The 26091-nt window shown below is 31.2% G+C and carries 27 protein-coding genes; 7 read left to right on the forward strand and 20 right to left on the reverse strand.

Annotation, left to right across the window (positions count from 1 at the left end):
• Nucleotides 1-7: 7 nt before the first annotated feature.
• From CCE28_RS12385 to CCE28_RS12415, 7 genes are all read right to left on the reverse strand, one after another.
• Nucleotides 8-1933 (reverse strand): alkyl/aryl-sulfatase, encoded by a 1926-nt coding sequence (locus CCE28_RS12385; RefSeq protein ID WP_095134039.1) that lies wholly within the window; start codon nucleotides 1931-1933, stop codon nucleotides 8-10.
• Between the two features lie 351 nt (nucleotides 1934-2284).
• Entirely contained in the window at nucleotides 2285-3040 is a 756-nt protein-coding gene (pstB, locus tag CCE28_RS12390) for a phosphate ABC transporter ATP-binding protein PstB (RefSeq protein WP_095134040.1), read from the reverse strand.
• Nucleotides 3041-3054: 14 nt separating this feature from the next.
• Nucleotides 3055-3849, reverse strand: coding sequence for a phosphate ABC transporter permease PstA (gene pstA / locus CCE28_RS12395; protein WP_095134041.1), 795 nt, complete (start codon nucleotides 3847-3849; stop codon nucleotides 3055-3057).
• Nucleotides 3849-4772, reverse strand: coding sequence for a phosphate ABC transporter permease subunit PstC (gene pstC, locus CCE28_RS12400; protein ID WP_095134042.1), 924 nt, complete (start codon nucleotides 4770-4772; stop codon nucleotides 3849-3851). Before pstC ends, pstA begins: the two co-directional genes overlap by 1 nt.
• Nucleotides 4773-4968: 196 nt before the next feature.
• Nucleotides 4969-5661 carry a response regulator gene (locus CCE28_RS12405; RefSeq protein WP_095134043.1) on the reverse strand — a complete coding sequence of 231 codons (693 nt, stop codon included), beginning with the start codon at nucleotides 5659-5661 and terminating at the stop codon, nucleotides 4969-4971.
• A 123-nt stretch (nucleotides 5662-5784) separates the two neighbouring features.
• Complete coding sequence (locus CCE28_RS12410; protein WP_095134044.1) at nucleotides 5785-6627, reverse strand: phosphate ABC transporter substrate-binding protein; 843 nt, start codon at nucleotides 6625-6627, stop codon at nucleotides 5785-5787.
• A 128-nt stretch (nucleotides 6628-6755) separates the two neighbouring features.
• Nucleotides 6756-7055, reverse strand: a complete 300-nt coding sequence (locus tag CCE28_RS12415; RefSeq protein WP_095134045.1) for an ATPase — start codon at nucleotides 7053-7055, stop codon at nucleotides 6756-6758.
• Nucleotides 7056-7266: 211 nt separating this feature from the next.
• Here CCE28_RS12415 and CCE28_RS12420 point away from each other — a divergent pair, with 211 nt between their 5' ends.
• The 3 genes from CCE28_RS12420 (at nucleotide 7267) to CCE28_RS12430 (ending at nucleotide 10595) form a co-directional block, all read left to right on the forward strand.
• Nucleotides 7267-8139, forward strand: coding sequence for a response regulator (locus tag CCE28_RS12420; protein WP_176461800.1), 873 nt, complete (start codon nucleotides 7267-7269; stop codon nucleotides 8137-8139).
• A gap of 147 nt (nucleotides 8140-8286) precedes the next feature.
• Nucleotides 8287-9483, forward strand: coding sequence for a sodium/glutamate symporter (gltS, locus tag CCE28_RS12425; RefSeq protein ID WP_095134047.1), 1197 nt, complete (start codon nucleotides 8287-8289; stop codon nucleotides 9481-9483).
• 98 nt (nucleotides 9484-9581) lie between these two features.
• On the forward strand, nucleotides 9582-10595 hold the full coding sequence (locus CCE28_RS12430; RefSeq protein WP_095134048.1) for a hypothetical protein: 1014 nt from the start codon (nucleotides 9582-9584) through the stop codon (nucleotides 10593-10595).
• Nucleotides 10596-10665: 70 nt separating this feature from the next.
• Here the strand turns inward: CCE28_RS12430 and nadE are convergent, their stop codons facing one another.
• Together nadE and cysK are read right to left on the reverse strand one after the other, a co-directional pair.
• A complete protein-coding gene (gene nadE / locus CCE28_RS12435; RefSeq protein WP_095134049.1) occupies nucleotides 10666-11418 on the reverse strand; it encodes an NAD(+) synthase in 753 nt (250 codons plus the stop codon).
• A gap of 124 nt (nucleotides 11419-11542) precedes the next feature.
• Nucleotides 11543-12463, reverse strand: coding sequence for a cysteine synthase A (cysK, locus tag CCE28_RS12440; RefSeq protein ID WP_095134050.1), 921 nt, complete (start codon nucleotides 12461-12463; stop codon nucleotides 11543-11545).
• Between the two features lie 308 nt (nucleotides 12464-12771).
• Between cysK and CCE28_RS12445 the strand changes: the two genes are divergently transcribed.
• Together CCE28_RS12445 and CCE28_RS12450 are read left to right on the forward strand one after the other, a co-directional pair.
• A complete protein-coding gene (locus CCE28_RS12445; protein WP_095134051.1) occupies nucleotides 12772-13131 on the forward strand; it encodes a sulfite exporter TauE/SafE family protein in 360 nt (119 codons plus the stop codon).
• Entirely contained in the window at nucleotides 13132-13485 is a 354-nt protein-coding gene (locus tag CCE28_RS12450; protein WP_095134052.1) for a sulfite exporter TauE/SafE family protein, read from the forward strand.
• 58 nt (nucleotides 13486-13543) lie between these two features.
• Here CCE28_RS12450 and CCE28_RS12455 read toward each other — a convergent pair whose 3' ends face one another.
• The 11 genes from CCE28_RS12455 to CCE28_RS12505 all read right to left on the reverse strand — a co-directional run bounded on the left by CCE28_RS12455 (nucleotide 13544) and on the right by CCE28_RS12505 (nucleotide 23747).
• Nucleotides 13544-13861 (reverse strand): hypothetical protein, encoded by a 318-nt coding sequence (locus CCE28_RS12455; protein WP_095134053.1) that lies wholly within the window; start codon nucleotides 13859-13861, stop codon nucleotides 13544-13546.
• A 114-nt stretch (nucleotides 13862-13975) separates the two neighbouring features.
• Complete coding sequence (locus CCE28_RS12460) at nucleotides 13976-14359, reverse strand: CoA-binding protein (RefSeq protein WP_095134054.1); 384 nt, start codon at nucleotides 14357-14359, stop codon at nucleotides 13976-13978.
• Between the two features lie 16 nt (nucleotides 14360-14375).
• A complete protein-coding gene (locus CCE28_RS12465) occupies nucleotides 14376-15050 on the reverse strand; it encodes a YigZ family protein (protein WP_095134055.1) in 675 nt (224 codons plus the stop codon).
• A gap of 70 nt (nucleotides 15051-15120) precedes the next feature.
• Nucleotides 15121-15552: an NUDIX domain-containing protein gene (locus CCE28_RS12470; RefSeq protein ID WP_095134056.1), complete on the reverse strand. Its 432-nt coding sequence runs from the start codon at nucleotides 15550-15552 to the stop codon at nucleotides 15121-15123.
• 193 nt (nucleotides 15553-15745) lie between these two features.
• The gene (locus CCE28_RS12475; RefSeq protein WP_095134057.1) at nucleotides 15746-16423 is read right to left on the reverse strand and encodes a HEAT repeat domain-containing protein; all 678 of its coding nucleotides are present in this window, start codon (nucleotides 16421-16423) and stop codon (nucleotides 15746-15748) included.
• A gap of 10 nt (nucleotides 16424-16433) precedes the next feature.
• The gene (hflX, locus tag CCE28_RS12480) at nucleotides 16434-17732 is read right to left on the reverse strand and encodes a GTPase HflX (RefSeq protein ID WP_095134058.1); all 1299 of its coding nucleotides are present in this window, start codon (nucleotides 17730-17732) and stop codon (nucleotides 16434-16436) included.
• A gap of 126 nt (nucleotides 17733-17858) precedes the next feature.
• Entirely contained in the window at nucleotides 17859-19205 is a 1347-nt protein-coding gene (locus tag CCE28_RS12485) for a sodium-dependent transporter (RefSeq protein ID WP_242972974.1), read from the reverse strand.
• Nucleotides 19206-19526: 321 nt separating this feature from the next.
• Nucleotides 19527-20213, reverse strand: a complete 687-nt coding sequence (gene yunB / locus CCE28_RS12490; protein WP_095134060.1) for a sporulation protein YunB — start codon at nucleotides 20211-20213, stop codon at nucleotides 19527-19529.
• Nucleotides 20214-20508: 295 nt separating this feature from the next.
• Nucleotides 20509-21264 (reverse strand): epoxyqueuosine reductase, encoded by a 756-nt coding sequence (locus CCE28_RS12495; RefSeq protein ID WP_095134061.1) that lies wholly within the window; start codon nucleotides 21262-21264, stop codon nucleotides 20509-20511.
• Between the two features lie 483 nt (nucleotides 21265-21747).
• On the reverse strand, nucleotides 21748-22506 hold the full coding sequence (locus CCE28_RS12500) for a hypothetical protein (protein ID WP_095134062.1): 759 nt from the start codon (nucleotides 22504-22506) through the stop codon (nucleotides 21748-21750).
• A gap of 77 nt (nucleotides 22507-22583) precedes the next feature.
• On the reverse strand, nucleotides 22584-23747 hold the full coding sequence (locus CCE28_RS12505) for a glycosyl hydrolase family 18 protein (RefSeq protein ID WP_095134063.1): 1164 nt from the start codon (nucleotides 23745-23747) through the stop codon (nucleotides 22584-22586).
• Between the two features lie 189 nt (nucleotides 23748-23936).
• Between CCE28_RS12505 and CCE28_RS12510 the strand changes: the two genes are divergently transcribed.
• Together CCE28_RS12510 and CCE28_RS12515 are read left to right on the forward strand one after the other, a co-directional pair.
• A complete protein-coding gene (locus tag CCE28_RS12510; protein ID WP_095134064.1) occupies nucleotides 23937-24572 on the forward strand; it encodes a carbohydrate-binding protein in 636 nt (211 codons plus the stop codon).
• A 177-nt stretch (nucleotides 24573-24749) separates the two neighbouring features.
• A complete protein-coding gene (locus CCE28_RS12515) occupies nucleotides 24750-25982 on the forward strand; it encodes an LL-diaminopimelate aminotransferase (protein ID WP_095134065.1) in 1233 nt (410 codons plus the stop codon).
• Nucleotides 25983-26091: the final 109 nt, after the last annotated feature.

Raw genomic sequence — 26091 nt, forward strand, 5'->3', positions numbered from 1 at the left:
AATAAATTTATTTTTCTATTGGTGTCATTATATTGAAGTCTGGATCAATTTTATCTTGTACCCATAAGAATAGGAGCCACTTACAAATATCTCCCTTTACTATAATTGATGAACTATCTGGTTTGTTATTTGTTGTTGCTAGTTCATATAATGTGTCCTTTGACATTGTAACTGTTACATCAGCATCCTGAGCAAGCTCATTACTTAAATATCTAAAAATTCCTCGTTTAACTTCAGTAGATGCCACTTCTTTTCTATCTGGAATTATGAAGTTTATTTTGTAATCAAAGTCTCCAGCCTTTAATCCATCTATTCTAATAGACAGTAAATACAAAACGTTCTCAAGGGGTAATGCATTTAAAACATCATCTGTTATAAAAGTACCTGCCATTGGAATCTTGCCAAAACGTAGTTCCCAAGCTCCCATTAAATATTCATTTCTCCAAGGTCCTGATTCAGCTATATATCCAAGTTGCTCTAATGCATCAGCACACAAAAGCTTTGCATCCCTATTATTAGGATTTGCATAAATAACTTGTTTTGTTACTTCTGCCACCCATTGATATTCTCCATCCTGGAATGATTTCTTTGCCTTTTCTATAACAGAATCTTCTCCTCCCATATATTCTACGTATTTTTTTGCTGAGTCCTCTGGAAAAAGTTTATTTAAATCTACTGGATTTCCATTATACCAACCTATATACCTTTGGTAAATAGCCGTTACATTATGATTCACCGTTCCATAAAATGGACTATTGTACCATTCCTCACTTAAAGTCTTTGGAAATTTAACCATTCTTCCAACATCATCTATAGTATACCCTTGATTTATCAATCTTAAGGTTTGATCGTTCATGTATTGATATAAATCCCTTTGTTTTTCTAAATAGTCTATACAGTACTTATTCCCATGTCTAGGCCAGTTATGGACTTCAAATACGGATTCTAGACTACTTCCAAATAAATCTATTGCCTGTTGTATATACTTAGCCCAGGCAACTGGATCCCTAACCTTTGCTCCCCTTAGTGTGTATATATTATGAAGGGTTGCAGTACAATTTTCTGCAATACATAGAGATTTTTTACTTGGAATATATATATTCATTTCTGCTGGTGCTTCCGTATTTGGAGTTAATTGAAATTGCATAGTTACTCCATCAATTGTTTTCTCTACATATTCTTCATTTCCCTTTAATGTTATCTCTTCAACGTTCTTTGTAAGGGTATATGTTCCTAAAGAGGCATATTTACCAATTCCACAATCGATTTGGCCTTTTTTGTCCCGTGGCAATATTTCACCATACATATATATGCCACGACGTGACATGGCAACTCCAGCATTAACATTTTCTTCTATTACTGCATCGGAAAATCCACTTGGTACATATACTTTTATATCTTCTTTTGTGCAACTATCTAATACACCTAAGACTCCTCCGTAATGGTCCACATGGGAATGGGTAATTATTATGGCACTAATAGGTATATCTCCAAAGTGTTTATTAACCAAACTTATAGCAGCTTCTGCCGTTTGCATTGAAGTTAAACATCCAATTACAATCCATCCTGTACTTCCCTTAACTAAACTCATATTGGCAAGGTCAAAACCTCTAACCTGATATATACCATCTGTAACTTTAAATATTCCTGAATTTAAGTTTAACTTTCCCTGCTCCCAAAGCTTTGGATTAGCAGTATAAGGCATTTTATCCTTAAGTAAAAAAGCATACCTCTCTAAATCCCATACAGGTATCGGACTATCATCTCTTCGGATTACAGGTAACCCGGCATTAACAACTACATTTTCTTTTGCCAGCTCTTCCTCTATTTTTAATTTATCAAAATCTATATTCTTATATACCTCTTCATTTATTAACATGGTTTTGAGAGTAGCATCTTTTCTAGAAGGGTTAAGCTTTTTATTTTTATCCATAATGTTACCTCCTTTATTCCATTACTTTAGTTTATGTCCATGTCCTAGTACATGTTCCTACTTTTAAAATATATAAATATATCGCTTCTAATTTAAACATACATAGCCTATTACCTATGAGGTGAAATAAATTGAAAATACTTGAGAGTGTGGAACATGACAACATACTATGATGCAAACAGCTGTGAATCTTCTACCCTAAATATAATCTACATAGTTTATAAAGTCATAGTGACTTCACTCGAAAGATTTTTTGATTTATTGAACTGAAATAGGTCCACAAAAGTTAATTTTACACATAGCTTTTCTATATTTATCTAATAAAAAAACTATGTTGCTGGAAGAATGATTTTAACCAAATCTTCCAGTAACATAGTCCTTAGTTTTTTCATTTGTTGGATTATTAAATACCTCTTTTGTATCTCCGTATTCGATTAGTTCTCCCATTAAAAAGAATGCCGTATTGTCAGATATTCGTGTAGCTTGAGCCATGTTATGAGTAACTATTACTATGGTGTAGTTTTTTTTCAGCTCTTTAATAAGTTCTTCTATCTTTAAAGTGGCAATAGGATCTAATGCAGATGTAGGTTCATCCATTAACAACACATCAGGTTCCACAGCTAGAGCTCTAGCTATACATATACGCTGTTGTTGTCCTCCTGATAGTCCTAATGCATTTTTATTTAATCTATCCTTTACTTCATCCCATATTGCTGCCCCTCTTAATGACTTTTCCACTATTTTATCTAATTCTTTTTTGTTTGTGATTCCATGTATTCTAGGTCCATATGCTATATTGTCATATATGCTCATTGGAAATAAATTGGATTTTTGAAATACCATTCCAACCCTTTTTCTCAGATCTGTAATGTCAATATCACTAGCATATATATTTTCTTTCTCTAATAAAATTTCTCCATCTATTTTCACATTATTAACTAGGTCATTCATTCTATTTAAAGTCTTTAAAAAAGTAGACTTTCCACAACCTGAAGGACCAATTAACGCAGTTACCTTATTTTCAGGTATTTCTATATTTATATCTTTTAATGCTTTAAAGCTACCATAATGTAAATTTAAATCTTTTATAGAAAATTTAGTATTCATGAAAATCCCTCCCTTTACTTAGCATATTTAAACACTTTAGTTATTTTATGTGCCATTATGTTAATAAGCACTACTAGCATTATTAATAGAGTTGCCGTAGCAAATGATTCCTCAAAGGAAACTCCTTCTTTAGCTAGAACATATAGGTGAACAGAAAGACTTCTTCCAGAACTAAATATGCCCTCTGGTACCCTAGGAACCATTCCTGCTGTTAAGTATACAGCTGCCGTCTCACCTACAATTCTTCCTATAGTTAAAATTACAGCTCCCATGATTCCAGGTATTGCACTTGGTAGCACAACCTTTCTTATGGTAGTTAATTTAGTTGCACCTAATGCTAGAGATCCTTCTCTATAAGCCATAGGTACAGATTTTAAAGCTTCTTCTGAAGTTCTTATTATGGTAGGTAATACCATAATACTTAAGGTTATGGATCCTGCTAATATGGAAAATCCAAACTTTAAAAAAGTTACGAAAAATATCATACCAAACAATCCAAATATTATGGATGGTATCCCTGCTAAAGACTCTACTGCAAATCTAATAAACTTAATAAATTTTCCTTCTTTAGCATACTCTACTAGATATATGGCAGCACATATTCCTATAGGAACAGATATGCTTATGGATGATAAAATAATATAACACGTACTAATTACCATTGGAAAGATGCCACTTAAAAAGTGTAAGTTTATGGCTCCTATCCCCTTTGATACTATATAACCTATTATTGAAAGAAATATTGCACTAGTTAGCAAAGCTCCTCCAATCACCACATTTTTCAATATTTTATCCTTAACTTTTTTCATTACGCTTCACTCCTATATACAGTAAAAGTAATTAAACAATTCAGTAACATTATGAACATGAAAAGTACAGCTCCTGTAGCAAATAAGGCTTCTTGATGTAATCCAAAGGCATATCCCATTTCTATGGCTATATTAGCCGTTAGTGTACGAACTGGTGCCACTATGGATTTAGGAATAAGAGGTGTATTTCCAGCTACTAGGATTATTGCCATAGTTTCACCTACTGCTCTTCCTATACCTAGTATTACAGATGTTAATATTCCTGACTTTGCCGCTGGTAGTATAACTTTAAAGACAGTCTCCATATAAGATGCTCCCAATGCAAGTGATCCTTCTTTATAAGCTTTTGGCACTGCTTTTATACTACTCTCAGAAATACGAGTAACAGTTGGAAGTATCATAATCCCTAGCACTATACCACCTGCTAATAAACTATTTCCTCCTCCAGGACCACCTAATGTATCGTTGATGAAAGGAACTATAACCATCAGACCGAAAAATCCATATACAACAGATGGAATAGCACTTAATAACTCTACTATGTTTTCAACTACTTTAGCATACTTCTTATTTCCCACTTCTCCTATATAAACAGCTGTACACACTCCAATTGGAACTCCTATTACAATTGCTAATATAGTTACTAATATAGAACCTATAATCATAGGAAATATTCCGTATAAATCTGCCGATGGCATCCACTCTCCACCTATGAAGAAGTTTTTCACTCCAATTTCATAAATTGCCGGTAGACCTTCTACAAAGATATAGGCACTTATAATGAAGACCCATAGAATACTTACTACTGCACTGAATTTAAATAAATTTGTAAATACATATTCTATAATATCTTCCTTTTTAATCGAAAGTCTTTTTCCTTTTATTGTTTTTCTATCCACTAATCTGCCTATAAACTCAGACATTTTAATCAGCTCCTTTATTTTCTTGACCTAGTTTTATTTTAGACCCTTTTTATTATGTTATATTAAATTCAATGTAAAGTTTTTGTTAAGTTTTGTAGTATTTTTAATAAAAAAACATAATATAGCTTTGGAAATTTATAGTCTTCTAGTAATTAAAAAACACTATTAAAGGTTTTTCTACCTTTAATAGTGTTTTTTACTTCACAGAAAGTTTGTATCCTACTCCCCTTAAAGTTCTAATATAAGAGGAAACCTTACTACCTTCTAATTTTTTTCTTAAATTTCTAATATGTACATCTACTGTTCTAGTTTCGCCATAATAGTCATAACCCCATATTTTCTCTAAAAGACTCTCCCTAGTAAATACTTTTTCCTTGTTTTTAACTAATAATAGTAGTAATTCAAATTCCTTCTTTGGAAGATCTATCTTCTTATCATCTATACTCACTTCACGAGATTCTTCATTTATTTTTATATCTTCTATAATTATTTCCCCAGTTTCCTCTTTCTTTTCCTCATACGATTCACTTCTTCTTAAGACGGCTTTTATCCTAGCTATTAATTCTCTAATCCTAAAGGGTTTAGTTATGTAATCATCTGCCCCCACTTCCAGTCCAATAACTGTGTCAATTTCTTCTCCTTTTGCCGTAACCATTATAACTGGAAGATTTTTTTTCTTCTCTTTAATTATTTTTAAGGTCTCTATTCCATCTAAAATAGGTAACATTACATCTAAAAGGACTAAATCTATATTTTGATCTAATTTTCCTATGGCCTCTTGCCCATCTTCTGCAGTAACAACTGAAAATCCATTGCTTTCTAAATTATATTTTAAAAGTTCTAGTATATGAATTTCATCATCAACAACTAATATATTTTTTTCTTTCATGTTCTCACCGCCTCTATATTATTAATTCCCACTTACTATAATAATATAATAATATTAAATCCATGTTAAATTCCGGTATTTTTAAAGAAGGTTCAACCCTATTAGGGTTGAACCTTCTTTTATCTATTTATTCACAGATATATATTTTTTAGCCACTATTTCTTGTCCCTTTTGGCTCATGATAAAGTCTAAATAAGCTTTTACTTCTTCACTAACTTCTCCGTTAGTTAACATAAGTAGTGGTCTAGATATTGTATATTCTCCACTTTTAATAGTTTCAACAGAAGGCTCTACACCATCAACATTAACAACTGAGATACTTTCATCTACATATCCTAGTGAAACATATCCTATAGCATATTCTTTGCTAGCCACGTTTGCCTTTACTGCACCATTACCTTCTGCTACTAGGGCGTCCCTCTTTACGATACTTACTTTTTTACCTTCTGCATTTTTTTCTTGTAACTTAGCTAATTCTTCAAAGGCACCTCTAGTACCAGATCCAGCTTCTCTACTTACAACAATGATGTTAGCATCGTCTCCACCAACTTCACTCCAGTTAGTGATCTTTCCTGTAAATATATCCTTCACTTGATCCTTCGTTAACTCAACCTTATTTTTAGGATTAGTTACAACGGCAATTCCATCATATGCAATAACATGTTCTGTTAAATTCCATTCTTTTTCCTTTTCTTTTAATTGTCTTGATGCCATACCTATATCTGCACTTTTATCATACGCTGCCTTTACTCCTGCTGATGAACCTATTCCCTGTACATTTATTTTAATATTAGGATTTTCCTTTTCAAATTCATCTGCCACACTTTGTGCTACAACTGTTACTGTAGTAGACCCTATTACTTCTACTTCTTTATTTTCCACTCCTGCTTCCTTCTTAGATCCACATCCTACTAATGTTGCCATTAAAAGGCCTATAATTAATACTGACTTCATTATTTTTTTCATTTCTTATTTTCCTCCCTTTATTTAAAGCTTTTATTTGCAACTTTTTTTTACTACACTAATAAATTAACATCCTATTGTTAGGCTAAAATAAAGGAAATGTAAATTCTATGTTAAGATGAAGATTAATTTTAAGAAACACTAGCATGTGGTGCTGTTCCATCTAAAAACGCAACCTTTAACTTTGGAATAACTAGACCATCTAAAGAATTGTTGTCTGAAGAACACTGATGAAACTCCACATCATATCCTAGGTCTACCATCTCATATCCTAATTTCTTCATAAAAGATGACTTGCCAACACCAGGCCCACCTTTAATAACATATTTTCTATTAGCAGATGTATCTATTATATGGTCATAATATGAGTAAAAACCCTTTCCTGTATTGCCCCCTGGAAACACACGCTTTATATGGCCTTTTTTTACCATAATACTACCTCCTTAATAATATATTTTTCCTCATACTAATCAGATTATTTAGTTTCATATAGTATGGTGCAAGTCCTGTCATAAAAATATATAAAATACCAAATAGTTTCCTATATATATGCTTTTTTATTTGACAAAGGACAATAATAGTAATAATATCATTTACAGACTACTATTATTAGTACATTTTAATAGGAAAAGGAGTTTATTTATGAATTGTAAATTTCTAATAATTCAAGAAAATATAAATACTATTAATTTTTTAAAATCCATAATATTAGATGAAACTTTAGGAAACATTGTAGAAATACTACAAAAGGGCAAATATGCTTCTGAAGAAATATTATTTTATAAACCAGATATAGTAATCATTGATTATCGGATAGGTAAAAAAAATGCTCTCGAGATAGTAAAGGAAGTCCATTCACAAGAAAAAAATATTACCTTTGTATTATTTTCCTACGAACATGATGAAGAGATCATTTCAAAATCCTTTAAATCAGGAATCAGATTTTTCATTAGGAATCCTATAACTTATACGGAAATGTACTATACCTTAAAAGAAATATGCAATCACATACAATTGGAAAAAACTTTGTCCATAATTAAGGGAGCCCTTTCTAATACTACAGAAAAACCGCCTACTCCAGTTTTAGATTTACCAACACAAATTTCTAATATCTTAACCGATTTAGGAATAATTAGTGAAACTGGCACTAGGGATCTTATTCGTACTATAGAAATAATCTGTGAACATAAAAGGCATGGTTCTAGCATTAAATATCAACTACAAGATATATACCTGGAACTAGCTAAAGAAAAGTCCGAGGCAAATAGTCAATCTATAAATACCAAATCAATAGAACAACGAATTAGGAGATCTGTCTTAAAAGCTCTCCATTCCATAGCTCAATTGGGAATTGATGACTATTATAATGCCAAATTCAATGAATATGCCACAAGATTATTTGACTTCAAACAAGTAAAACAGGAAATGTTACATATAAATGATTCTAATCAAAGTCGTGGAAAAGTGAATATCAAAAAATTTATTGAAGGAATTATATCTTGTTTGAATTTTTAGATAATTGAATGCACTTATTCATCTTCCCACTTTCTATTGAATAATTTAAATTTTATGTGTCAGAAAGTGTAGGATTTTGTTATTTTACGTATATTTCCAATATAATAGGATATGTAAGTAACAACAAAATTCAAGGAGGTTGACAAAATGATATTTGAACTAGATATGATACAAACTACGGCACTAGCTGTTGTTGTATTACTTGTAGGACAGTTTATAAGAAAAAGAGTTAGTTCTCTAGAAAAATTCTGTATTCCTGCCCCTGTTATAGGTGGACTTATTTTCGCAATACTTTCTTTAGTTTTAAAACAAGCTGGTATTTTAGAATTTAACTTTGATGGTACTCTTAAAAAAGTACTAATGACTGCATTCTTCACTACAGTAGGTTTTACTGCTAGTTTTAAATTATTAAAAAAGGGTGGAGTTCAAGTTCTTATGTTTTTAGGACTAGCAACTGTACTAGTTACACTTCAAAACATCGTTGGTGTTAGTTTAGCTAAGGTTTTCGGACTTAACCAATTATTAGGTCTTTCTACAGGTTCTGTTCCAATGACTGGAGGACACGGAACATCAGGTGCATTTGCTCCTTTATTTGAAAATGCAGGTGCAAGTGGTGCTACCACTGTAGCCATGGCTTCAGCTACTTTCGGACTTATCTGTGGTAGTATGCTTGGAGGACCAATTGCAAAGAGATTAATCGAAAAGAACAATTTACTTAAAGCCTGTAAAAATTCAGATGGAAATGAAAAGGTTTCCACAACTGAAAAAGTGGCATCAACACTTATTCCAGAAAATTTATTCTCTGCAGCAATGCAAATTATAATAGCAATGGGATTAGGTACAGTATTATCATCTTTATTACAAAAGACTGGTATGACATTCCCATCTTATATAGGTGCCATGTTCGCAGCAGCTATAATGAGAAATATTTCAGATGCAGTAGCTTCATATGAATTACCATCTGAAGAAATTGATATACTTGGAAACATATCTTTATCATTATTCTTAGCAATGGCTCTTATGGGATTAAAATTATGGCAATTAGCTGACTTAGCAGGCCCAATGCTTGCAATGTTAGTAGCTCAAGCAGTACTTATGGCTACATTTGCATACTTCGTTACATTCAACTTAATGGGTAGAAACTACGATGCTGCCGTATTAGCTGGTGGTCACTGTGGTTTCGGAATGGGTGCTACTCCAAATGCAATAGCAAACATGGAAGCTATTTCATCTAAGTATGGACCAGCTCCAGCAGCATTCTTTATTATCCCTCTAGTAGGAAGTTTGTTCATAGATTTCTTCAATGCAGGTATAATAACATTCTTTATGAATTTAGTTAGATAATTTCAAAAAAAATTTTAAAAAAGCTTTGTCTAATTAGACAAAGCTTTTTTTAGTATGGTTTTTTTCACCTTCGGAAATACTATTTTTGAGGTGATTATATGTTTAAAAGCAAAAACTTTTTTGTTTTCATATTAATAACTGCCATGTTATTCACATCAACAGCTTGTACTAAAAAGGCCAAGAAACCTAGTCCCGAAGAAGAAGAAGCAAAAAAAATACCTGAAATTATAAAGGAACTAGAAAAACAAATTTTGACAGTTACATATATGGCAGATTTAGTGCCATATTATGAAAGGTCAGTTAAACAAAGGGAGGAATTAGCAAAAAAAGAACTGCAGGAAGAAATTTTAAAAAAGGGTTCTACCTCTAAAGAATCTAATTCTAAATCTTCCGAAGAATCTGGTGATAGTAAGGAATCTGGCGGCTCTGAAGAAGGCGGTAAAGAGGGAGGAAAATCACCTAATCAAGTCCAAGATAAACCTGATCCTTTAATGTTTCAGGAAATGCTATTAGCTGATGTAATAAAAGAAGAAAAAGTTTTAGAAGAAGATAAAGATGCTAAAAAAGTTCCTCAAGATTTAAATGAAGTTTGGAAGAAAATAAGTGATACGGTTATAAAGCTTCATCAAACTTGGAATACCTTAGAACCTATGCTATTATCAAAAAATGCCGCTTCTGTGTCTATACTTGAGTTTGATAAGAATCTGGAGTTATTAACTAAACATTCATTGAACCATGATTATTTTAATACTATTTTACTATCTAACAGATTGACTTATTGTCTTGCTGAATTTACGGCCTATGGTAAAGCTAAAATTCCACCAACCGTATATTCTCTTAAATATTTTTTACGTGATTCCATCTTAAAGGCTGCTAAGGGAGATTTTGCAGGGTCTAAAGAGGATCTAGCAATCATAGAAGCTCAAAGCGTTAATGTGAAAAATAAACTAAAGGGAAAAAATGCTAAGATAATCATTGAAAAGTTTGAAGCTTCTATAAAAAATTTAAACGATGCCATTGATCAAAAGGATGTTAATCTAATCAAAATAAACGCCAGTATAGTAATGAAAAATGTAATTTCCATGGCTAATGATATAGAATCTCAAATTTAAAAAAGTCTTCCAAAAGGAAGACTTTTTTACTTACTAGGGAACCATAAGGTCGCATATGAAGTATGCTTTTTTATTTTTCTGGTGCAGGTGGCATTTTTCTTTTATGTTCTGTTTTTCTATGTAGATTTTCTATAACTTCTCTGTCCTTTTGTGGAATTTCTTTTCCTTCTATTAAATCATCTATCATATCGTACGTTGTACCCATTTCCTTTTCGTCTGTTTGTCCTTCCCATAGGCCAGCTGATGGGGCTCTATCTAATACACTCTTAGGTACGCCCAATACTCTAGCCCACTCATATACGTCTCTTTTTAATAGGTTAGCAATCGGTAGTATATCTACTCCACCATCTCCATATTTAGTAAAATATCCTGTATATACTTCAGCAGCATTATCAGTTCCTGCCACTAAATAATTTTTAGTATTAGCAATAGCATATATAGTACTCATTCTAAGTCTAGCTCTTAAATTAGCATCACTTAATCTTGCTGGTGTTTTATCATCTATAAGATTTTTGTCCATTAAATTATTTGTAATTTGGTCGAATAAACTTTCATGAATTTGAGTTAAGTCCACTTCTACAGAGTCAATGCCACAACCATTAACCACAGCTAATGCATCTTCTTTGTCTTTAGGATTACTTTTACAAGGCAGTATTACTCCTATAGAATTATTAGGGCATGCCTTTTTAATTAAATAAGCCACTACTGCAGAATCTATACCACCAGAGACCCCTACTATTAACCCTTTAGTCCCCGATTCATTAACCATTTTTCTAAGCCACTGTACTACTTTATCAATATCTTTTTCTATATGTTTTTTCATCATGAATCTTTCCTTTCTTTTTTCCTATATGTTGAATTATACCATACAAAAAAGATTTTTTAATAGGGTTTTTAGTTATTATAAGAGAAAAAGCATGGGCCTATTCACCATGCTTTTTCTCTTATTATCCTTCATATAACGATGTACTTAAATATCTTTCCCCATAATCAGGTGCTATTACTACTACTTTTTCTTCTTTCTTCATGTCCTTAGCAACTTTAATAGCGGCAGCTATGGCTGCTCCTGAAGAAATCCCTACTAATAGACCCTCTTCTTTCGCAACTCTTCTTGCCATTTCTATAGCTTCTTCATCTCCTATCTTAACGATGGAGTCGATGACAGACATATCAAGTATTTTAGGGATGAAACCTGCCCCTATTCCCTGAATCTTGTGTGGTCCTGGCTTTTCTCCTGATAGCACTGCTGAAGCAGATGGTTCTACTGCTACTACGTTTAACTCTTTTATTTTTTCTTTTAAAGTCCTACCTAGACCTGTTACAGTTCCACCAGTTCCTACCGCTGATACTAAGGCGTCCACTTTCCCCTCCATCTGTTCATATATCTCAAGGGCCGTAGTTAAAGAATGAGCTTCTGGATTTCCAATATTCTCAAATTGCTGTGGCATGTAATAATTTTCATTTTCCCTTACTAACTCTCTAGCTTTGCTTATAGCTCCATTCATTCCAAGAGCTCCTTCTGTAAGAACCAATTTAGCCCCAAAGGCCTTAAGTAACTTTCTTCTTTCTATACTCATGGTATCAGGCATAACTAATATTACCTCATAACCCTTTGCAGCTCCAATCATGGCTATACCTATACCTGTATTTCCACTAGTAGGTTCTACTATTACAGCACCTTCCTTTAAATGACCTTCTTTTTCTGCTCTTAATATCATATTTAAAGCTACTCTGTCTTTTACACTACTTCCTGGATTGAAAGATTCTAGTTTTACATATATATTTGCACCATTATTATCTACTATATTGTTTAATTTTACTATTGGTGTCTTTCCTATTAATTCTGTAACATCTTTTACTACTCTCATATTATACACCCCTTTTTATTTCATTGTATTCCTATCGGAATTATTGTATTTATTTTATACTATTTTCTTTTTTAGGTCAATATACTCATAAAAATATTTTAATAGTTTAGACTAATATTAACCCTAGATTATTCATAAAAAGTTCAAAACTCTGCTACGTCCTTTTGATTCTAATGCATTCATCAAATTCTCCACGTACTGTCTTTATATGCCTTCGAACTTGATAAAAGCCTTATAAACCAAAACTACTTGCATATTTTCAAACTTTCTACAAATAATCTAGGTTAAACATTTGTATAGGAGATCATATGAAAAAAAACATATTATTTAGATTAATATTATTAGGATTTTTTGCTGGTTTAGTAAACGGCCTCTTTGGTTCTGGAGGAGGAACCATATTAGTGCCAGGCATGTTTTTCTTAACAGATATGGGACAACACAAATCTCATGCCACAGCCATATCTATTATTCTTCCTCTAACCATATTAAGTACATACATATATATGCAAAATGGAGACATAAACTGGCCTATTGCAATTAAAATTATATGCGGAAGTGTCATTGGAGCATATATAGGTGCAAAATTATTAAATCATATTCCTGGTAAAATACTCAGAAAATCCTTTGCCCTATTTATGTTAATTGCAGCCATAAGGATGGTGTTTTAATTGTTTTATATTGTAGTAGGTTTATTCTCTGGAATAATGGGAGGAATGGGAATAGGCGGAGGTACCATATTAATTCCTGCCCTCATAATATTTACAACTTTAAATCAGCAACAATCTCAAGGGCTAAATTTACTTTGCTTTATTCCTGCAGCCATAGTAGCCTTCATAACCCATTTAAAAGGTGGAAATATAGAAACTAAGTTCTGCATACCATTAATAATAGCAGGCCTTCTAGGAGCTTTTTTAGGGGCTAATATGGCCATTAGAATCTCATCTGATCTCCTAAGAAGATTATTTGGAATTTTTTTATTTCTCATGGCCCTTTATGAGTTTTTTTACAAAGGAAAAAAATAAAGGGGCTATCTCAGAACAATTTAGTTACATGAATAAATAGAACCAACAAAAAAGAGCTTTAAAGCTCTTTTTTCTGTAATGTTATATCATCTTTATCTTCTTTAACAGAAATTTCGAGTCCTCCAAATTTACCTGCTAACGCATTATATAGTACTGCAAATAAAGCTCCAAAAACACCATATATAATAGCCATAAATACAGACATAATAATGTATGCAATACCAAAAAATGAAACTCCACTTTCACCTATTGCGGCACCCACTATGCTTGCACCAATTCCAACTATTAGCATAATTATAATAGGTATAATAGCAAAGTATAAAGTCGTTTTAAAAGCACTTTTAGGTTCAACTCTTTTAATTTCTAAATGTTTCATTTCTATTCCTCCTAACTAATTATTATTACTATATGCAATCCAATGATTTTAAATTCTGAAAAAGCTATCTCAAAATAGAAATTACTTTCTATTTTGAGATAGCTTTTTTATAATTTATGGTAATTCAACTAATACACACTTATCATATACAAAATTTAGTTTCAATTCTTTAGCTATTTCTTTAGTTTCTTCATTAAAGGCGCCAGGCTGTGCCCATATGTAATCAATATCCATGTCCTTAATATTTTCAAGGGATTTATTAGTTATTTTAGGATTAACTATGATACTTACACATTCTACCTTCTCAGGAAGAGAATCTATAGAATCATAACACTTATTTCCTTCTATTTCATTACAATTAGGGTTTACACCATATACCTCATACCCCTTGTCCTTTAATCTTTTGTACACCTTATATCCAAATTTGTTCACATTGTCAGAAGCTCCTATTACTGCCCAACTTTTCTTACCTAGCATAGTATTAACTAACTTTTCCATAATATAACCTTCCTTCTCATTTTTTTATGTAATACCCCTGTTCTTTAAATTTAATCTCATCTTGTAGTTTATCTAAATATAAAGTATCTAATATCTGAGTTTTAGTTTTTCCATTTGTAACATTTTTTACTATATTATCTAATTTTTCTGTTTCGTCTACTTTAGAATATACATATATGTTCACACCATCATCAAATTCTGTATCTTTTATAATATAGTTATTGTTCATAATCTCATTTTGCATTTTACCTAAAAGAGTATATTCTATTCTTATCTTTACAAAGTCATGTAACACCTTATTGATCACTTGACTCTTGTTTATCCCTAATTTAGCAGTACTAGTATAAGCTCTTACTAGCCCCCCTGTACCTAATTTAGTTCCTCCATAGTACCTCGTTACTACAATGGCCATATCTTTTATTTCTTCCCTTTTTATCATATCCAAAATAGGAAGTCCTGCCGTACCTGATGGTTCTCCATCGTCACTATATCTCTGTACTTCATAATTTTGTCCTAGTACGTATACGGGCACATTGTGAGTTGCAGTTTTATGTTGTTCCTTTATGCTATTTATAAAGGTGATGGCTTCTTCTTCAGTCTTTACAGGTTTTGCATAGGCTATAAACCTTGATTTTTGTATTATTTGTTCATCTTCTCCATATTCATATATGGTTTTATATTCGTTTATCAAAGCAAAATCCTCCTTGCATCTTTCTACATATAAATTAGTAAAAAGAGTAGTTTTCACTACTCTTTTACAATTATACCATCATTTCTTCTACAACTAAGGATTTAAATTTATTATATGATAAATGAACTAATGATTTATCTTGACTATACGTAATCATATCCAATGCTTTATCTATCTTAAAAAAACCTACATCTATAAAATCTAGTTCTTCATTCAAAACACAATCTTCATGTAGCGCTTTCATCAAATACCAATTAATTTCATTGCAAACGGGCTTTTGTCGCGAAATAGAAAAAAATTCGTAACAAGTATCTCCCACTGATGATACTATTTCCGCGTCTATTCCAGTTTCCTCTTTAACACGGTCAATAGCAACATCACAGGAAAGATCCCTATTACGAATTACACCTTTTGGAAGTATCCATTCACTTTTTTCATTTCTCAATAGAAGCACCTTATCATCTGAAAATACAACTCCACCAGCACAATTTCTAAACAGCATTGGAAACGCCTCCTTTTTATTTTATTATATAATATTATTGACAGAATTGATATAATTTTCTCAATTTTCTTTCAATTTTGTTATATTTATATTATATAATCTTTCTCTTCTTTATTTATATTATTAACTCTTTACAAAAAAAAATACCAAAAAACGGCTTAATATTTATTAAGCCGTTTCTATTTATTGGAATTTATTCACTTATCCTTTCTTTTCTTATTCTTTGGTCTATTTGTTGCACTGACTCTAATATGGCTCTTTTTACATAATTCTTCTCTTTGGCATTTTTTAGAATCTCATTTAATACTTCTTTTGATCTTCCATCTCCTATATGAGCTAATCCTTTCACCGCATATTGTCTTACTTGAGGATTAGAATCCCTTAAAAATTTCATTAAATAGGGTCTACTTTTTTCATGTTTTAACTTGCCCATGGCAGAACATGTAACTCTCCTAATATTCACAAAGGGATGATTTATCTCTCCATATATTAATGGAAGTAATTTTTTTATTCCAAGTTCTCCTATTATCCAGATTAAAGTCAATTTATCATCATAATTCTTAATATTAGGATAAGCCATATATATATCCTTTGCTAAGGATTTCTTTTCTTCCTTTGAAAGATTTAAAATTATTTTTTGCCTTTCATCCTTAGACATTTCAAGTAAATAATCTAATAATTTTTTCTCTTCCCTTTTATTGGAGCGAAATCTGGCCTTTGCATTTACTAGTTGTTTTTTCACTTCATTTAATCCAATATTTCTTATGCGACCTATGAGTTCTAAACTTTTGCCTTCCTTGTATAATAAATATGTTATAGTATCATCATCTAAATCTTGTATATTAGACCAGGAAAATTTTATTTTTTCCATTGTTACTCTCCTAACCTTCTATGATGTATTGGTTATATTTATTATAATCTATATTATCAAGTCTCGTCTTTACTAAAGTGCCATTTTCCACGTACTCTTGATTAGAAACATTAGTCTTATCGCATAAATAAGAAAGTACATTTCCCTTATCATAAGGTATTAATAAAGTTACTTCCTTCATATGTGAAAATATCTTTTCTTTTATCTTTTCTATTAGCTTATCTAATCCAATTTCTTTTGTCGCAGATATTTCTAGTGTATCATCATTGTCCTTTAAGATGTTATTATGCTCTAGTCTGTCTATCTTATTATAAGCTAATATAGTAGACTTATCTTCCACATCTAATTCCTTTAATACGGAATTAGTTACTCTCATTTGACCCTCATAATCTTCATTTGTACTATCTACCACATGGATTAATAAATCTGAATCTTGAACCTCTTCTAATGTAGCCTTAAATGCATCCACTAAGTCATGGGGTAATTTACTTACAAAGCCTACCGTATCAATTAAAATGAACTCATCCTTAGAAGGTAAGGTAATCTTTCTATGGGTAGTATCTAGTGTGGCAAATAGCATATCCTTTGCAAAAACACTTTTTTCAATATCCTGTTCACAAATTTCTAATATTTTGTTCATTAAAGTTGATTTCCCTGCATTAGTATATCCTACTAGGGCCACTACAGGAATTTCATTTTTTTGTCTTTGTTTCCTTTGAACTTCTCTATTCTTTTTAACTTCATCAATTTGCCTTCTTATATCAGTTATTCTTTCTAATATATGCCTTCTATCTAATTCTAATTTCGTTTCTCCAGGGCCCCTAGCACCTATACCAGCACCTGTTCTAGAAAGGGATCTTCCAAGTCCTACTAATCTTGGCAACCTATATTTTAATTGGGCTAATTCTACTTGTAGTTTACCCTCTTTGGATTTTGCCCTTTGAGCAAATATATCTAATATAAGGGCCGTTCTATCTAATACAGTAACTTCCATTCTTTCTTCTAAATTTCTAATTTGAGCTCCTGATAATTCTTCATTAAATATTACTAAATTGGCATCTAGCATATCACATAGTACTTTTATTTCATCAGCTTTTCCCTTTCCAATATAAAATGTACTATCTACTTTAGGCCTTTTTTGTATGATAGTATCTATTACTTCACCACCTGCTGCTTTAGTCAATTCCTTTAATTCTTCTAAGGAATTTTCCATAGTAAGTATTTCATTTCTTTTTCCCGTATCTAATCCTACTAATATGGCCCTTTGCTTCACTTCTAAAATAACTTCATTATTTTCATTAAATTGCATACGTTCACCAACCTCAACTATTAAATTGTGAATAGATTATTTAATAATCCAATAATATTATTATAATCAAAAAAAGATTAATAAAAAGCAAAAAATAAAAAAATCGGGAAAATTTCCCGATTTTTTTTATGTTAATGAACGTACAAACACTACTAAGATAGCTACAGGTCCTACATATTTAATTAGAAATACCCATAAGCCTCGAAGTTTAAATTCTAATGTTCCATTATTAGTAACTTCTTTTATAGCTGCATCTGTTCCCCAAATCCAACCTACAAAGATACATAGTAATAATCCACCTAATGGAAGTAACCAGTTACTTACTATATAGTCATAAGTATCAAAGAATCCTCTATCTCCTAATAGATGTATATCTGCCCAAGGACCCATTGATAATGATGCTGGCACTCCAATTGCGAAGATAAGTCCTGCAAGTGTCCATGTAGTCAATTTACGATTCCATCCCCATTCATCCACTACGTATGCAACACATACTTCAAGTAATGAAATAGACGATGTTAATGCGGCAAATAAAACCAATATGAAAAACATTATTGCAAATAAATTACCTAAAGGCATTTGAGAAAATACTGCTGGTAATGTAACGAATATAAGACCTGGCCCTGCTGCTGGTTCGAAACCAAATGCAAACACTGCTGGTAATACAGCTAAACCTGCTAAAAGAGCTATAGCCGTATCACAAAGTGGTATTATAACGGCACTCTCTGGAATATTTGTATCCTTTCCTAAATAACTTCCATAAGTTATCATACATCCCATTCCTAAACTCAATGAGAAGAATACTTGTCCTAGTGCACTTAAAATAACCTCCATATTAATTTTGGAAAAATCTGGAACTAATAAATACTTAACTCCTTCTATTCCGCCTGGCAATGTTACAGCTCTCACAGCTAATAGAATAATGAATCCAAATAGAGCTGGCATCATTATCTTACTTGCTTTCTCAATACCTCCACCAACTCCACCAAGTACTATTAGTAAAGTTAATAACATGAATATGGCATGGTATATAATAGGTGTCCATCGGTTTGCCACAAACTCACCAAACATATTCCCAAGTACTTCAGGATCACTTACATTTAATCCTCCTGTTACAGACTTAATTACATAGTTTATTACCCAACCTCCAACAACACTGTAAAATGATAATAACATAAATGCGGCTAATACTCCTAATCCACCTACAAATGCCCATTTTTCTCTAAGTTTTCTATAAGCGCCTATGGCATTTAATTGGGTGTGACGGCCTAAAGCAATTTCTGCTAACATCAATGTAAAACCTACTAAAAATAAAATGATGAAATATACTAGTACAAATGCACCTCCACCATTTTTACCTGCCACATATGGAAACTTCCATAAGTTACCTAAACCTACTGCTGATCCAGCGGCTGCTAAAATAAATCCTACTTTTGATCCCCATTGTTCTCTTTCTTGATTTACGTCTTTCACAATTATGCCCTCCTTGGTTCCACCAATTGATGTTTATGTAGTTTTTTACAAACTACTATCCTTATTGAGGTTGTATTTAGACATTTTAATTCACATATTCAAAAAACATTTGTATGAACAATCCAAGAGCTTTCATTTATTACACATAATTTATTAGCAAAATGGCCTGTTATATATATGATTGTCTACTTTGCCTTTTAATATAAATTTTTTATTTTGAAATTTCCACATATTTTTCCATAGATTTTTCTTATATTTTAACTACAATTATATAAAAATAAAAAAGTAACAAAGACGAAAATCTTTGTTACTTTTTTATTTTTATTTTTGAAGTTCTAAGTCAGTTGGAATTAAGTTGGTTGCCTCGTCTTTAGGTATTCTAATATAATTTTGAGGCACCTTTCCAACTATTACAGTTTCTGCTATTGGGATTTCGCTTTGTACCTTAGCAGCTTCTGATGAAAATGGTATTATAATCCTCACTTGAGTAGTAACTACTAAATATATTTTATGTCTAGTTTGATTTATACCCGACTCTTCAAACTCAGTTTTGAAATTTACACTAGACATACCTATGGGAGTAACATTAATATTTATTCTAGGACCATATTTGGCTAATAATTGACTCTTAAACACAGTTCCTAAAGGAACGCTTACAGAAGATGTTTTAATTTTTTTAATATTGTCTTGAATGGACAAAGCCACTTCAGAAGCAACCTGATTCATCATTACTGTATTTGCCTGCATCATAGTTATATTTCCATCTATATCCGTTCTTATAAATATTAAATCTTCATATTTAATATTCTTATTTATATTTTGATGTACAGATTCATTTATGGCTCTTGTGGCTATTTCTCTAGCTTTTACCGTAGCAATAGTTAAAAATGCAGGTTTAACTTTTTTGTCTATAAATACAAATGCATATATACAAAATAAGAGAATTAAAGTCAGGGATATGAACACTTTAAAGCTTCGTTTTTTATGTACTTTTTTATTTCTACTCAAAAAAATCCCCCCTCTATATTCATATGCAATAATAATTTTTTTGTGAGTAATATATTAAAAATATTTATTTCTTCTCATTCCCACAAGTGTTTTTTTCCATCCAAAAGGACAGTTACTCATACATTCAATCCATATTTTTAGTTGATTTCATAACAATAATCTCATGGAAATAATGCATTATATAATTTTCCTTGTATTTATTTTTTTATTTTCTCTCTACCATCATGTGATTATTGTGGTGGTTACTATGTATGTCATAATTCGACAAGGAGATAATTATGTCTTTGTCGATAGGTTATTTTACTGGTATATTAAAGGAACAAGGCACCATAGTACTACACTTGCCACATATATCTGTATATCCAATATTACGGTGATACTCTATATTTTCTAAACATATTTCATGACACTTATGTCTATAAAAGACCTCTTCTCCTAAGGCATCATTAACACATTTCTTCACGCAAACTTTACAGCTTCCATTATGCCTATATAAGCAATATTCCCCATCTTCCCTATTAGTTTTTTCTATGTTTAAATTAGTTATTATGGTTCCTATTCTTCCGCAACACCCCTTTTGGGTAATTAACAAATTGTGTAATCCAAATTTCCCAAGTCCACAAATGTAAGCCACATGCCTTTGGGACCAATCGCTTATTAGGTTTTCTTCGTCAAAATTTAATGTGTTAGGTAATAGGATGGCTTCATATTTATACTTTTTTAATCTTTTGCTTATCATTTTATTTATTTCATATATTAATTCATTAGTTTCCACATAGGCCTTCGCCCATTCATAAGAACTTAATCTATTACCTTCATTAGTTTTTACCATATGTCTTTTAAAGGGTATGAAGTAAGAAATTACAGTTTTGGCATCAACGAGAAAATCCTGTGGCACTTTATGATTTGGCCCCACAATAGTTTTTAATGATTCAAACAGTGGATCTTTACTATCTCCATAGGCAAATATGGGTTCTTCCCACTTTGTATATGTATTTTTCTCATACTCCTTTACAAAGGATTTTATCATACTCTCAACAATATTTTTCATAATGACCCTCCCCTTTAATAAAACTATAGATAAACTACTTCATAACTCAATAAACTCTATACACCTATAAAGTGAAATAAATTAAAAATTCTTGAGAGTGCGGAACATGACAACATCCTATGCTGCAAACAATTATGAATCTTCTACACCAAATATAATATTCATAGCTTATACGGTCATAGTGACTTCACGATCAAGAATTTTTAATTTATTGAACTGAANTACACCTATAAAGTGAAATAAATTAAAAATTCTTGAGAGTGCGGAACATGACAACATCCTATGCTGCAAACAATTATGAATCTTCTACACCAAATATAATATTCATAGCTTATACGGTCATAGTGACTTCACGATCAAGAATTTTTAATTTATTGAACTGAAATAGGTGCACATAAATTAAGTTTTCAATTATCATATCTATATATCCTTAATATTAAACAAAAAAAATAATCTTCCTTCTTTGGAAGATTATCTTTAGTATTACTTATATATTTGTCTTTCTATTTCATCCACTGATCTTTTATCAAATGGATTATTCATTAAAGCCGTTGCATACATAAATGGATATTCTGTCTTTAAGTATTCCATATATACTACCCATTCATAAGTAATTAGCTTGTATATTCTTATAACATCACCTTTTAAATGTTCCTTATCTTTTTCTTTTATTTCATTCATACTTGATCTGAAATTAAGTTCTTCTTGTAGATGAAATACTGCCTTTAATAAATCTGTAAAAGTATCATGTTCTAGCAAATAGGGATTTTGCATCATACCCATTAAAAAATTTCTATGGGAATTTAAAAATTCCTTTAACTCCAAAAAATTAATTTTTTCTACGTCCACATCATATTCATAATCATCTGCTAAAGTTTTTAATTCTTTAAAAATCTCATCTTCACTGTCTTTATAAATTATTAAACGCTCTCTTATCTTATCTATATTAGGATCTGCACTTATAAAATCCTTTAATACTTTTAATCCTAATTCACTAAAAAACAATCCTATTAGGGTATTTAATTTTTCCATTATCTTCATTTTTTCTTTTCTTTCAATGGCACCTTCAATTATTAATGTTACTAACAATACCTCTATTGGTATAAAAGCTACATGCTCAAAACTAAATACTAATATATGGTGCATATCTCTAAATGCTAAATAATGAAGAGTATATAAAATTAGAGATAGTCCTAGTAAACCAAATCCTAGTAAAACTTTTTCCTTATATTTTTCAAACACATTATCCCTCCTCTATTGAAATTACCTATGTTAGTATAGCATGAAATTATTCACAAAGGCAAAAATTTAATTTTTAACTAAAAAATAGATTGCATTCCTTGCCATACATCTAAATGAAATGGGGTTTTCACAGGGCTATAAAACTCTGGTATATTACCTATTCTCCAAATAGAGATTCCTCCTAAATCAAATTCATTTACTAGATTTATTTTTTCAAATACACTTCTCTTATCTTCATACCAAATTATATTTTTAGTTGAATCTTCCTTATTATAATAACTTATATATGGACATTTAGCTTTCATATCATAAAAGATTATATTATCTAAGGAATTTCCCTTTTCAATTTCCTTCTCTATTCTTTCATAAATTTTTTCATAAGTAGGTTTAGATGAATAGGCTATATTATCATTTGTCTGTGTATATATATATCCATCTTTTATCTTCCATTGACTAGTACCAAAGTTTATTTGTAAAAGTACTTTCTTTTTATCCTTTATTCCAGTTTCTTCATTTGTAATATACTCTAATGTTTTTCTTATATTCTCTATAGGAGCAAGGGCAGAATAAACCATCTCAGCCCTTTGTACCTGAATATTTTTAAAATCGTAATCATGGGCCATTACTATTACTTTGTCTGCTATTTCTCCTATAGTTTTATAATCATAGGACTCATACCAATCACTTGAGGGCACCATCACATACAATTCCTTATTACTCTCAACTAATTTTGTTTTTAAATTTCTTAAAAAATTACAAAAGTTATCTTTTTCACTTTCTCTTAAATTTTCAAAATCTATTATTATACTACTAAAATTAATATTCTTCCCAGAAATATCATTTAAATTAATCTCACTAATAAGAATTTCTATAAGCTCATCTTCCTTTTCTAAAATTTTATCTAAATTACTCTGAGCATACACATTAAGGCCAGTACTTATTTCATATTTACTAGCTATCTTTAAAGGCTCATCATAGCCATATGGAATATAAAAATCATTATTATTTGTAGGTTTCATATTTAAGATTATGGAATCTGTTTCTTCATCATATGTTAATCTGCTCCATCCAAATCCTATGGAGTCCATATTTTTAATAGATTTATTCTTTTCCATGCTACTAAATTGATCATATGAATTTATAGCATAAAATCCATGAACGAACATATTTTCTTCCCCATAGGAAAAATTAATGGATAGTCCAAAAACTAAAATAGTTATTAACATTATTTTTTTAATCATAGCATCCCCTACCTTCTTTTATTTTTCACATATAATAATACCATTTTTTAACAAGTTCAAAACAATTTTTTCTTTAAATTAGTTCAGTTTTAGAATTGTACAGTCACCTAGTTTTTTTAATTGTCACAAGCACAATTTGTAAAAGATATTATGGTATAAATACTTTTTTTATAGGAGGTAAGTATTATTATGTTCCACTATAGTAACTCTCCCTATTGGAGGGCTTATAATAACCGTAACATAACTAAAGCTGCAGTGTATGAAGATAATTTTTATTCCTTAGAAAACAATTGGGAAAAATGGAATCCTACTATGGCCTATCATGCCGGTTCTAAAGTAACCTACAAGGGTAAAGTATATGAAGCTAAGTGGTGGACTAAAGGTGATATGCCCGATAAAAAAGTGGTTAATCCTTGGGAAACTCCTTGGCAATTAGTTAGTGAGGACTCTATCACTCCTGGTGAAGACAAAGGGAGCACAGGCACTGCCCAGTGGAATATTTCTCAAATTTACGTAGCAGGTGATAGAGCAACTTATAATGGTAAAGTGTATGAGGCTAAATGGTGGACTCAAGGTGATGTGCCAGATAAAAAAGTTGCTAATCCTTGGGAAACTCCTTGGAAATTAGTTAATGGTGACTCTATCGCTCCTGATGAAAAGGTTGGCCCAGGCCCTGCCAAGTGGGATAGTTCCCAAATTTACGTAGGTGGAGATAAAGTAGCTTATAATGGTAAAGTGTATGAGGCTAAATGGTGGACTCAAGGTGATGTGCCAGATAAAAAAGTTGCTAATCCTTGGGAAACTCCTTGGAAATTAGTAAAATAGATAAAAGGATGTGAAAAATTCACATCCTTTTATCTATTTTACTAAAGGACTTTTCCGTTTTTATTACAGTAAAGAACATTTTTCATGTGAAAAGAATAAAATATCTTATGTATAAGGTGAAACTTAATTGTAATAGAACTTTTTATAATTCCAACTTACTATAAAGGAGGTTTCCTTATGGAGTTTATTAGAGATAATATAGCTGACAGATTTAGAGATAAAAGCTTTGATATAGCTAAGAGAGACTATAAGTTTATGAAGATAAAAAAAGCTAAAGCAGATATGAAAATGAAATACCCTAATATACCAATAATTGATATGGGAGTAGGAGAGCCTGATAAACCAGCTCATAAAAGTATATGTGACATACTTTCTTTAGAATGTCCCAAAAGTGAAAATAGATTTTATTCAGATAATGGTATACCAGAGTTTCAAAGAGCTGCTGCAAATTATTTGAATAATTTGTTTGGAATTAAAAACATTGATCCCAAAAGGGAAATACTACACGGTATAGGTGCAAAGTCTATTTTGTCCATACTCCCCTTATGTTTTATTAATCCAGGAGATATAACTATTACTACTATTCCTAGTTATCCTATTATTTCCACTCACACTAAATATTTAGGAGGAGTTGTATACGGTCTTCCCTTAACTCGTGGAAATAATTTTTATCCAGATTTTTCAAATATTCCAAACATAATTCTTCATAGGTCTAAGCTCTTATATATTAACTACCCTAACAATCCTACAGGTCAAGTTCCCACAGAAGAATTTTATAAAAGGGTCATTGATTTTGCCCATAGGTACAAAATAATAGTAGTTGCAGATTCTACTTATGCTCCCCTTACCTTTGATGGAGAAAAGCCCCTTAGCTTCTTATCATTAGATGGTGCAAAGGAAGTTGGAGTGGAAATTCACTCTTTATCTAAAGCTTTCAATATGACTGGTTGGAGACTGGCATTTTTAGCTGGTAATAAACAAATTATAGATATATACGCTAATGTAAAAGCAAATTCAGATTCAGGTCAATTTAGGGCAATTCAAAAGGCAGGAGTTTATGCACTAAATAATTATCACCTTATAGATGAAAATTCTAAGCGTTACTCTAGACGATTTGATTTACTTGTAAATGCTCTAGATGAAATAGGATTTCCAGTAAGCAAGCCTAAAGCAACCTTCTATCTATATGTGCCTATTCCAAAGGGAACTGCCGATGGAAAAATATTTAAAGACGCAGAAGATTTCTCATTGTATCTATTAGAAAAAAGCATGATATGTACTGTTCCTTGGAATATACCAGAACCCTATGTAAGATTTTCTGTAACCTTTGAAGCCGACAATGAAGAGGAAGAAATAAATACTATTAATGAGTTGAAAAATAGATTAAAAAAATTGAAATTAGTATTCTAATAATATGGGAATGTGGACCAAGTCCACATCCCTATTTTTTACGAATGACCCCTTGACAAAAGATCATATATGATTTTTACTTATTAAGTAACTAGTTTATGAGGAGGTT

Source organism: Anaeromicrobium sediminis, assembly GCF_002270055.1.
Classification (GTDB): Bacteria; Bacillota; Clostridia; order Peptostreptococcales; family Thermotaleaceae; genus Anaeromicrobium; species Anaeromicrobium sediminis.

Excerpts from the sequence above, each read along its gene's own strand:
- CCE28_RS12385 (WP_095134039.1), bottom strand. The coding sequence starts at position 1,933 with ATGGATAAAAATAAAAAGCTTAACCCTTCTAGAAAAGATGCTACTCTC.
- pstB (WP_095134040.1), bottom strand. The coding sequence starts at position 3,040 with ATGAATACTAAATTTTCTATAAAAGATTTAAATTTACATTATGGTAGC.
- pstA (WP_095134041.1), bottom strand. The coding sequence starts at position 3,849 with ATGAAAAAAGTTAAGGATAAAATATTGAAAAATGTGGTGATTGGAGGA.
- pstC (WP_095134042.1), bottom strand. The coding sequence starts at position 4,772 with ATGTCTGAGTTTATAGGCAGATTAGTGGATAGAAAAACAATAAAAGGA.
- CCE28_RS12405 (WP_095134043.1), bottom strand. The coding sequence starts at position 5,661 with ATGAAAGAAAAAAATATATTAGTTGTTGATGATGAAATTCATATACTA.
- CCE28_RS12410 (WP_095134044.1), bottom strand. The coding sequence starts at position 6,627 with ATGAAAAAAATAATGAAGTCAGTATTAATTATAGGCCTTTTAATGGCA.
- CCE28_RS12415 (WP_095134045.1), bottom strand. The coding sequence starts at position 7,055 with ATGGTAAAAAAAGGCCATATAAAGCGTGTGTTTCCAGGGGGCAATACA.
- CCE28_RS12420 (WP_176461800.1), top strand. The coding sequence starts at position 7,267 with ATGAATTGTAAATTTCTAATAATTCAAGAAAATATAAATACTATTAAT.
- gltS (WP_095134047.1), top strand. The coding sequence starts at position 8,287 with ATGATATTTGAACTAGATATGATACAAACTACGGCACTAGCTGTTGTT.
- CCE28_RS12430 (WP_095134048.1), top strand. The coding sequence starts at position 9,582 with ATGTTTAAAAGCAAAAACTTTTTTGTTTTCATATTAATAACTGCCATG.
- nadE (WP_095134049.1), bottom strand. The coding sequence starts at position 11,418 with ATGAAAAAACATATAGAAAAAGATATTGATAAAGTAGTACAGTGGCTT.
- cysK (WP_095134050.1), bottom strand. The coding sequence starts at position 12,463 with ATGAGAGTAGTAAAAGATGTTACAGAATTAATAGGAAAGACACCAATA.
- CCE28_RS12445 (WP_095134051.1), top strand. The coding sequence starts at position 12,772 with ATGAAAAAAAACATATTATTTAGATTAATATTATTAGGATTTTTTGCT.
- CCE28_RS12455 (WP_095134053.1), bottom strand. The coding sequence starts at position 13,861 with ATGAAACATTTAGAAATTAAAAGAGTTGAACCTAAAAGTGCTTTTAAA.
- CCE28_RS12460 (WP_095134054.1), bottom strand. The coding sequence starts at position 14,359 with ATGGAAAAGTTAGTTAATACTATGCTAGGTAAGAAAAGTTGGGCAGTA.
- CCE28_RS12470 (WP_095134056.1), bottom strand. The coding sequence starts at position 15,552 with ATGCTGTTTAGAAATTGTGCTGGTGGAGTTGTATTTTCAGATGATAAG.
- CCE28_RS12475 (WP_095134057.1), bottom strand. The coding sequence starts at position 16,423 with ATGGAAAAAATAAAATTTTCCTGGTCTAATATACAAGATTTAGATGAT.
- hflX (WP_095134058.1), bottom strand. The coding sequence starts at position 17,732 with ATGCAATTTAATGAAAATAATGAAGTTATTTTAGAAGTGAAGCAAAGG.
- CCE28_RS12495 (WP_095134061.1), bottom strand. The coding sequence starts at position 21,264 with ATGAAAAATATTGTTGAGAGTATGATAAAATCCTTTGTAAAGGAGTAT.
- CCE28_RS12505 (WP_095134063.1), bottom strand. The coding sequence starts at position 23,747 with ATGATTAAAAAAATAATGTTAATAACTATTTTAGTTTTTGGACTATCC.
- CCE28_RS12510 (WP_095134064.1), top strand. The coding sequence starts at position 23,937 with ATGTTCCACTATAGTAACTCTCCCTATTGGAGGGCTTATAATAACCGT.
- CCE28_RS12515 (WP_095134065.1), top strand. The coding sequence starts at position 24,750 with ATGGAGTTTATTAGAGATAATATAGCTGACAGATTTAGAGATAAAAGC.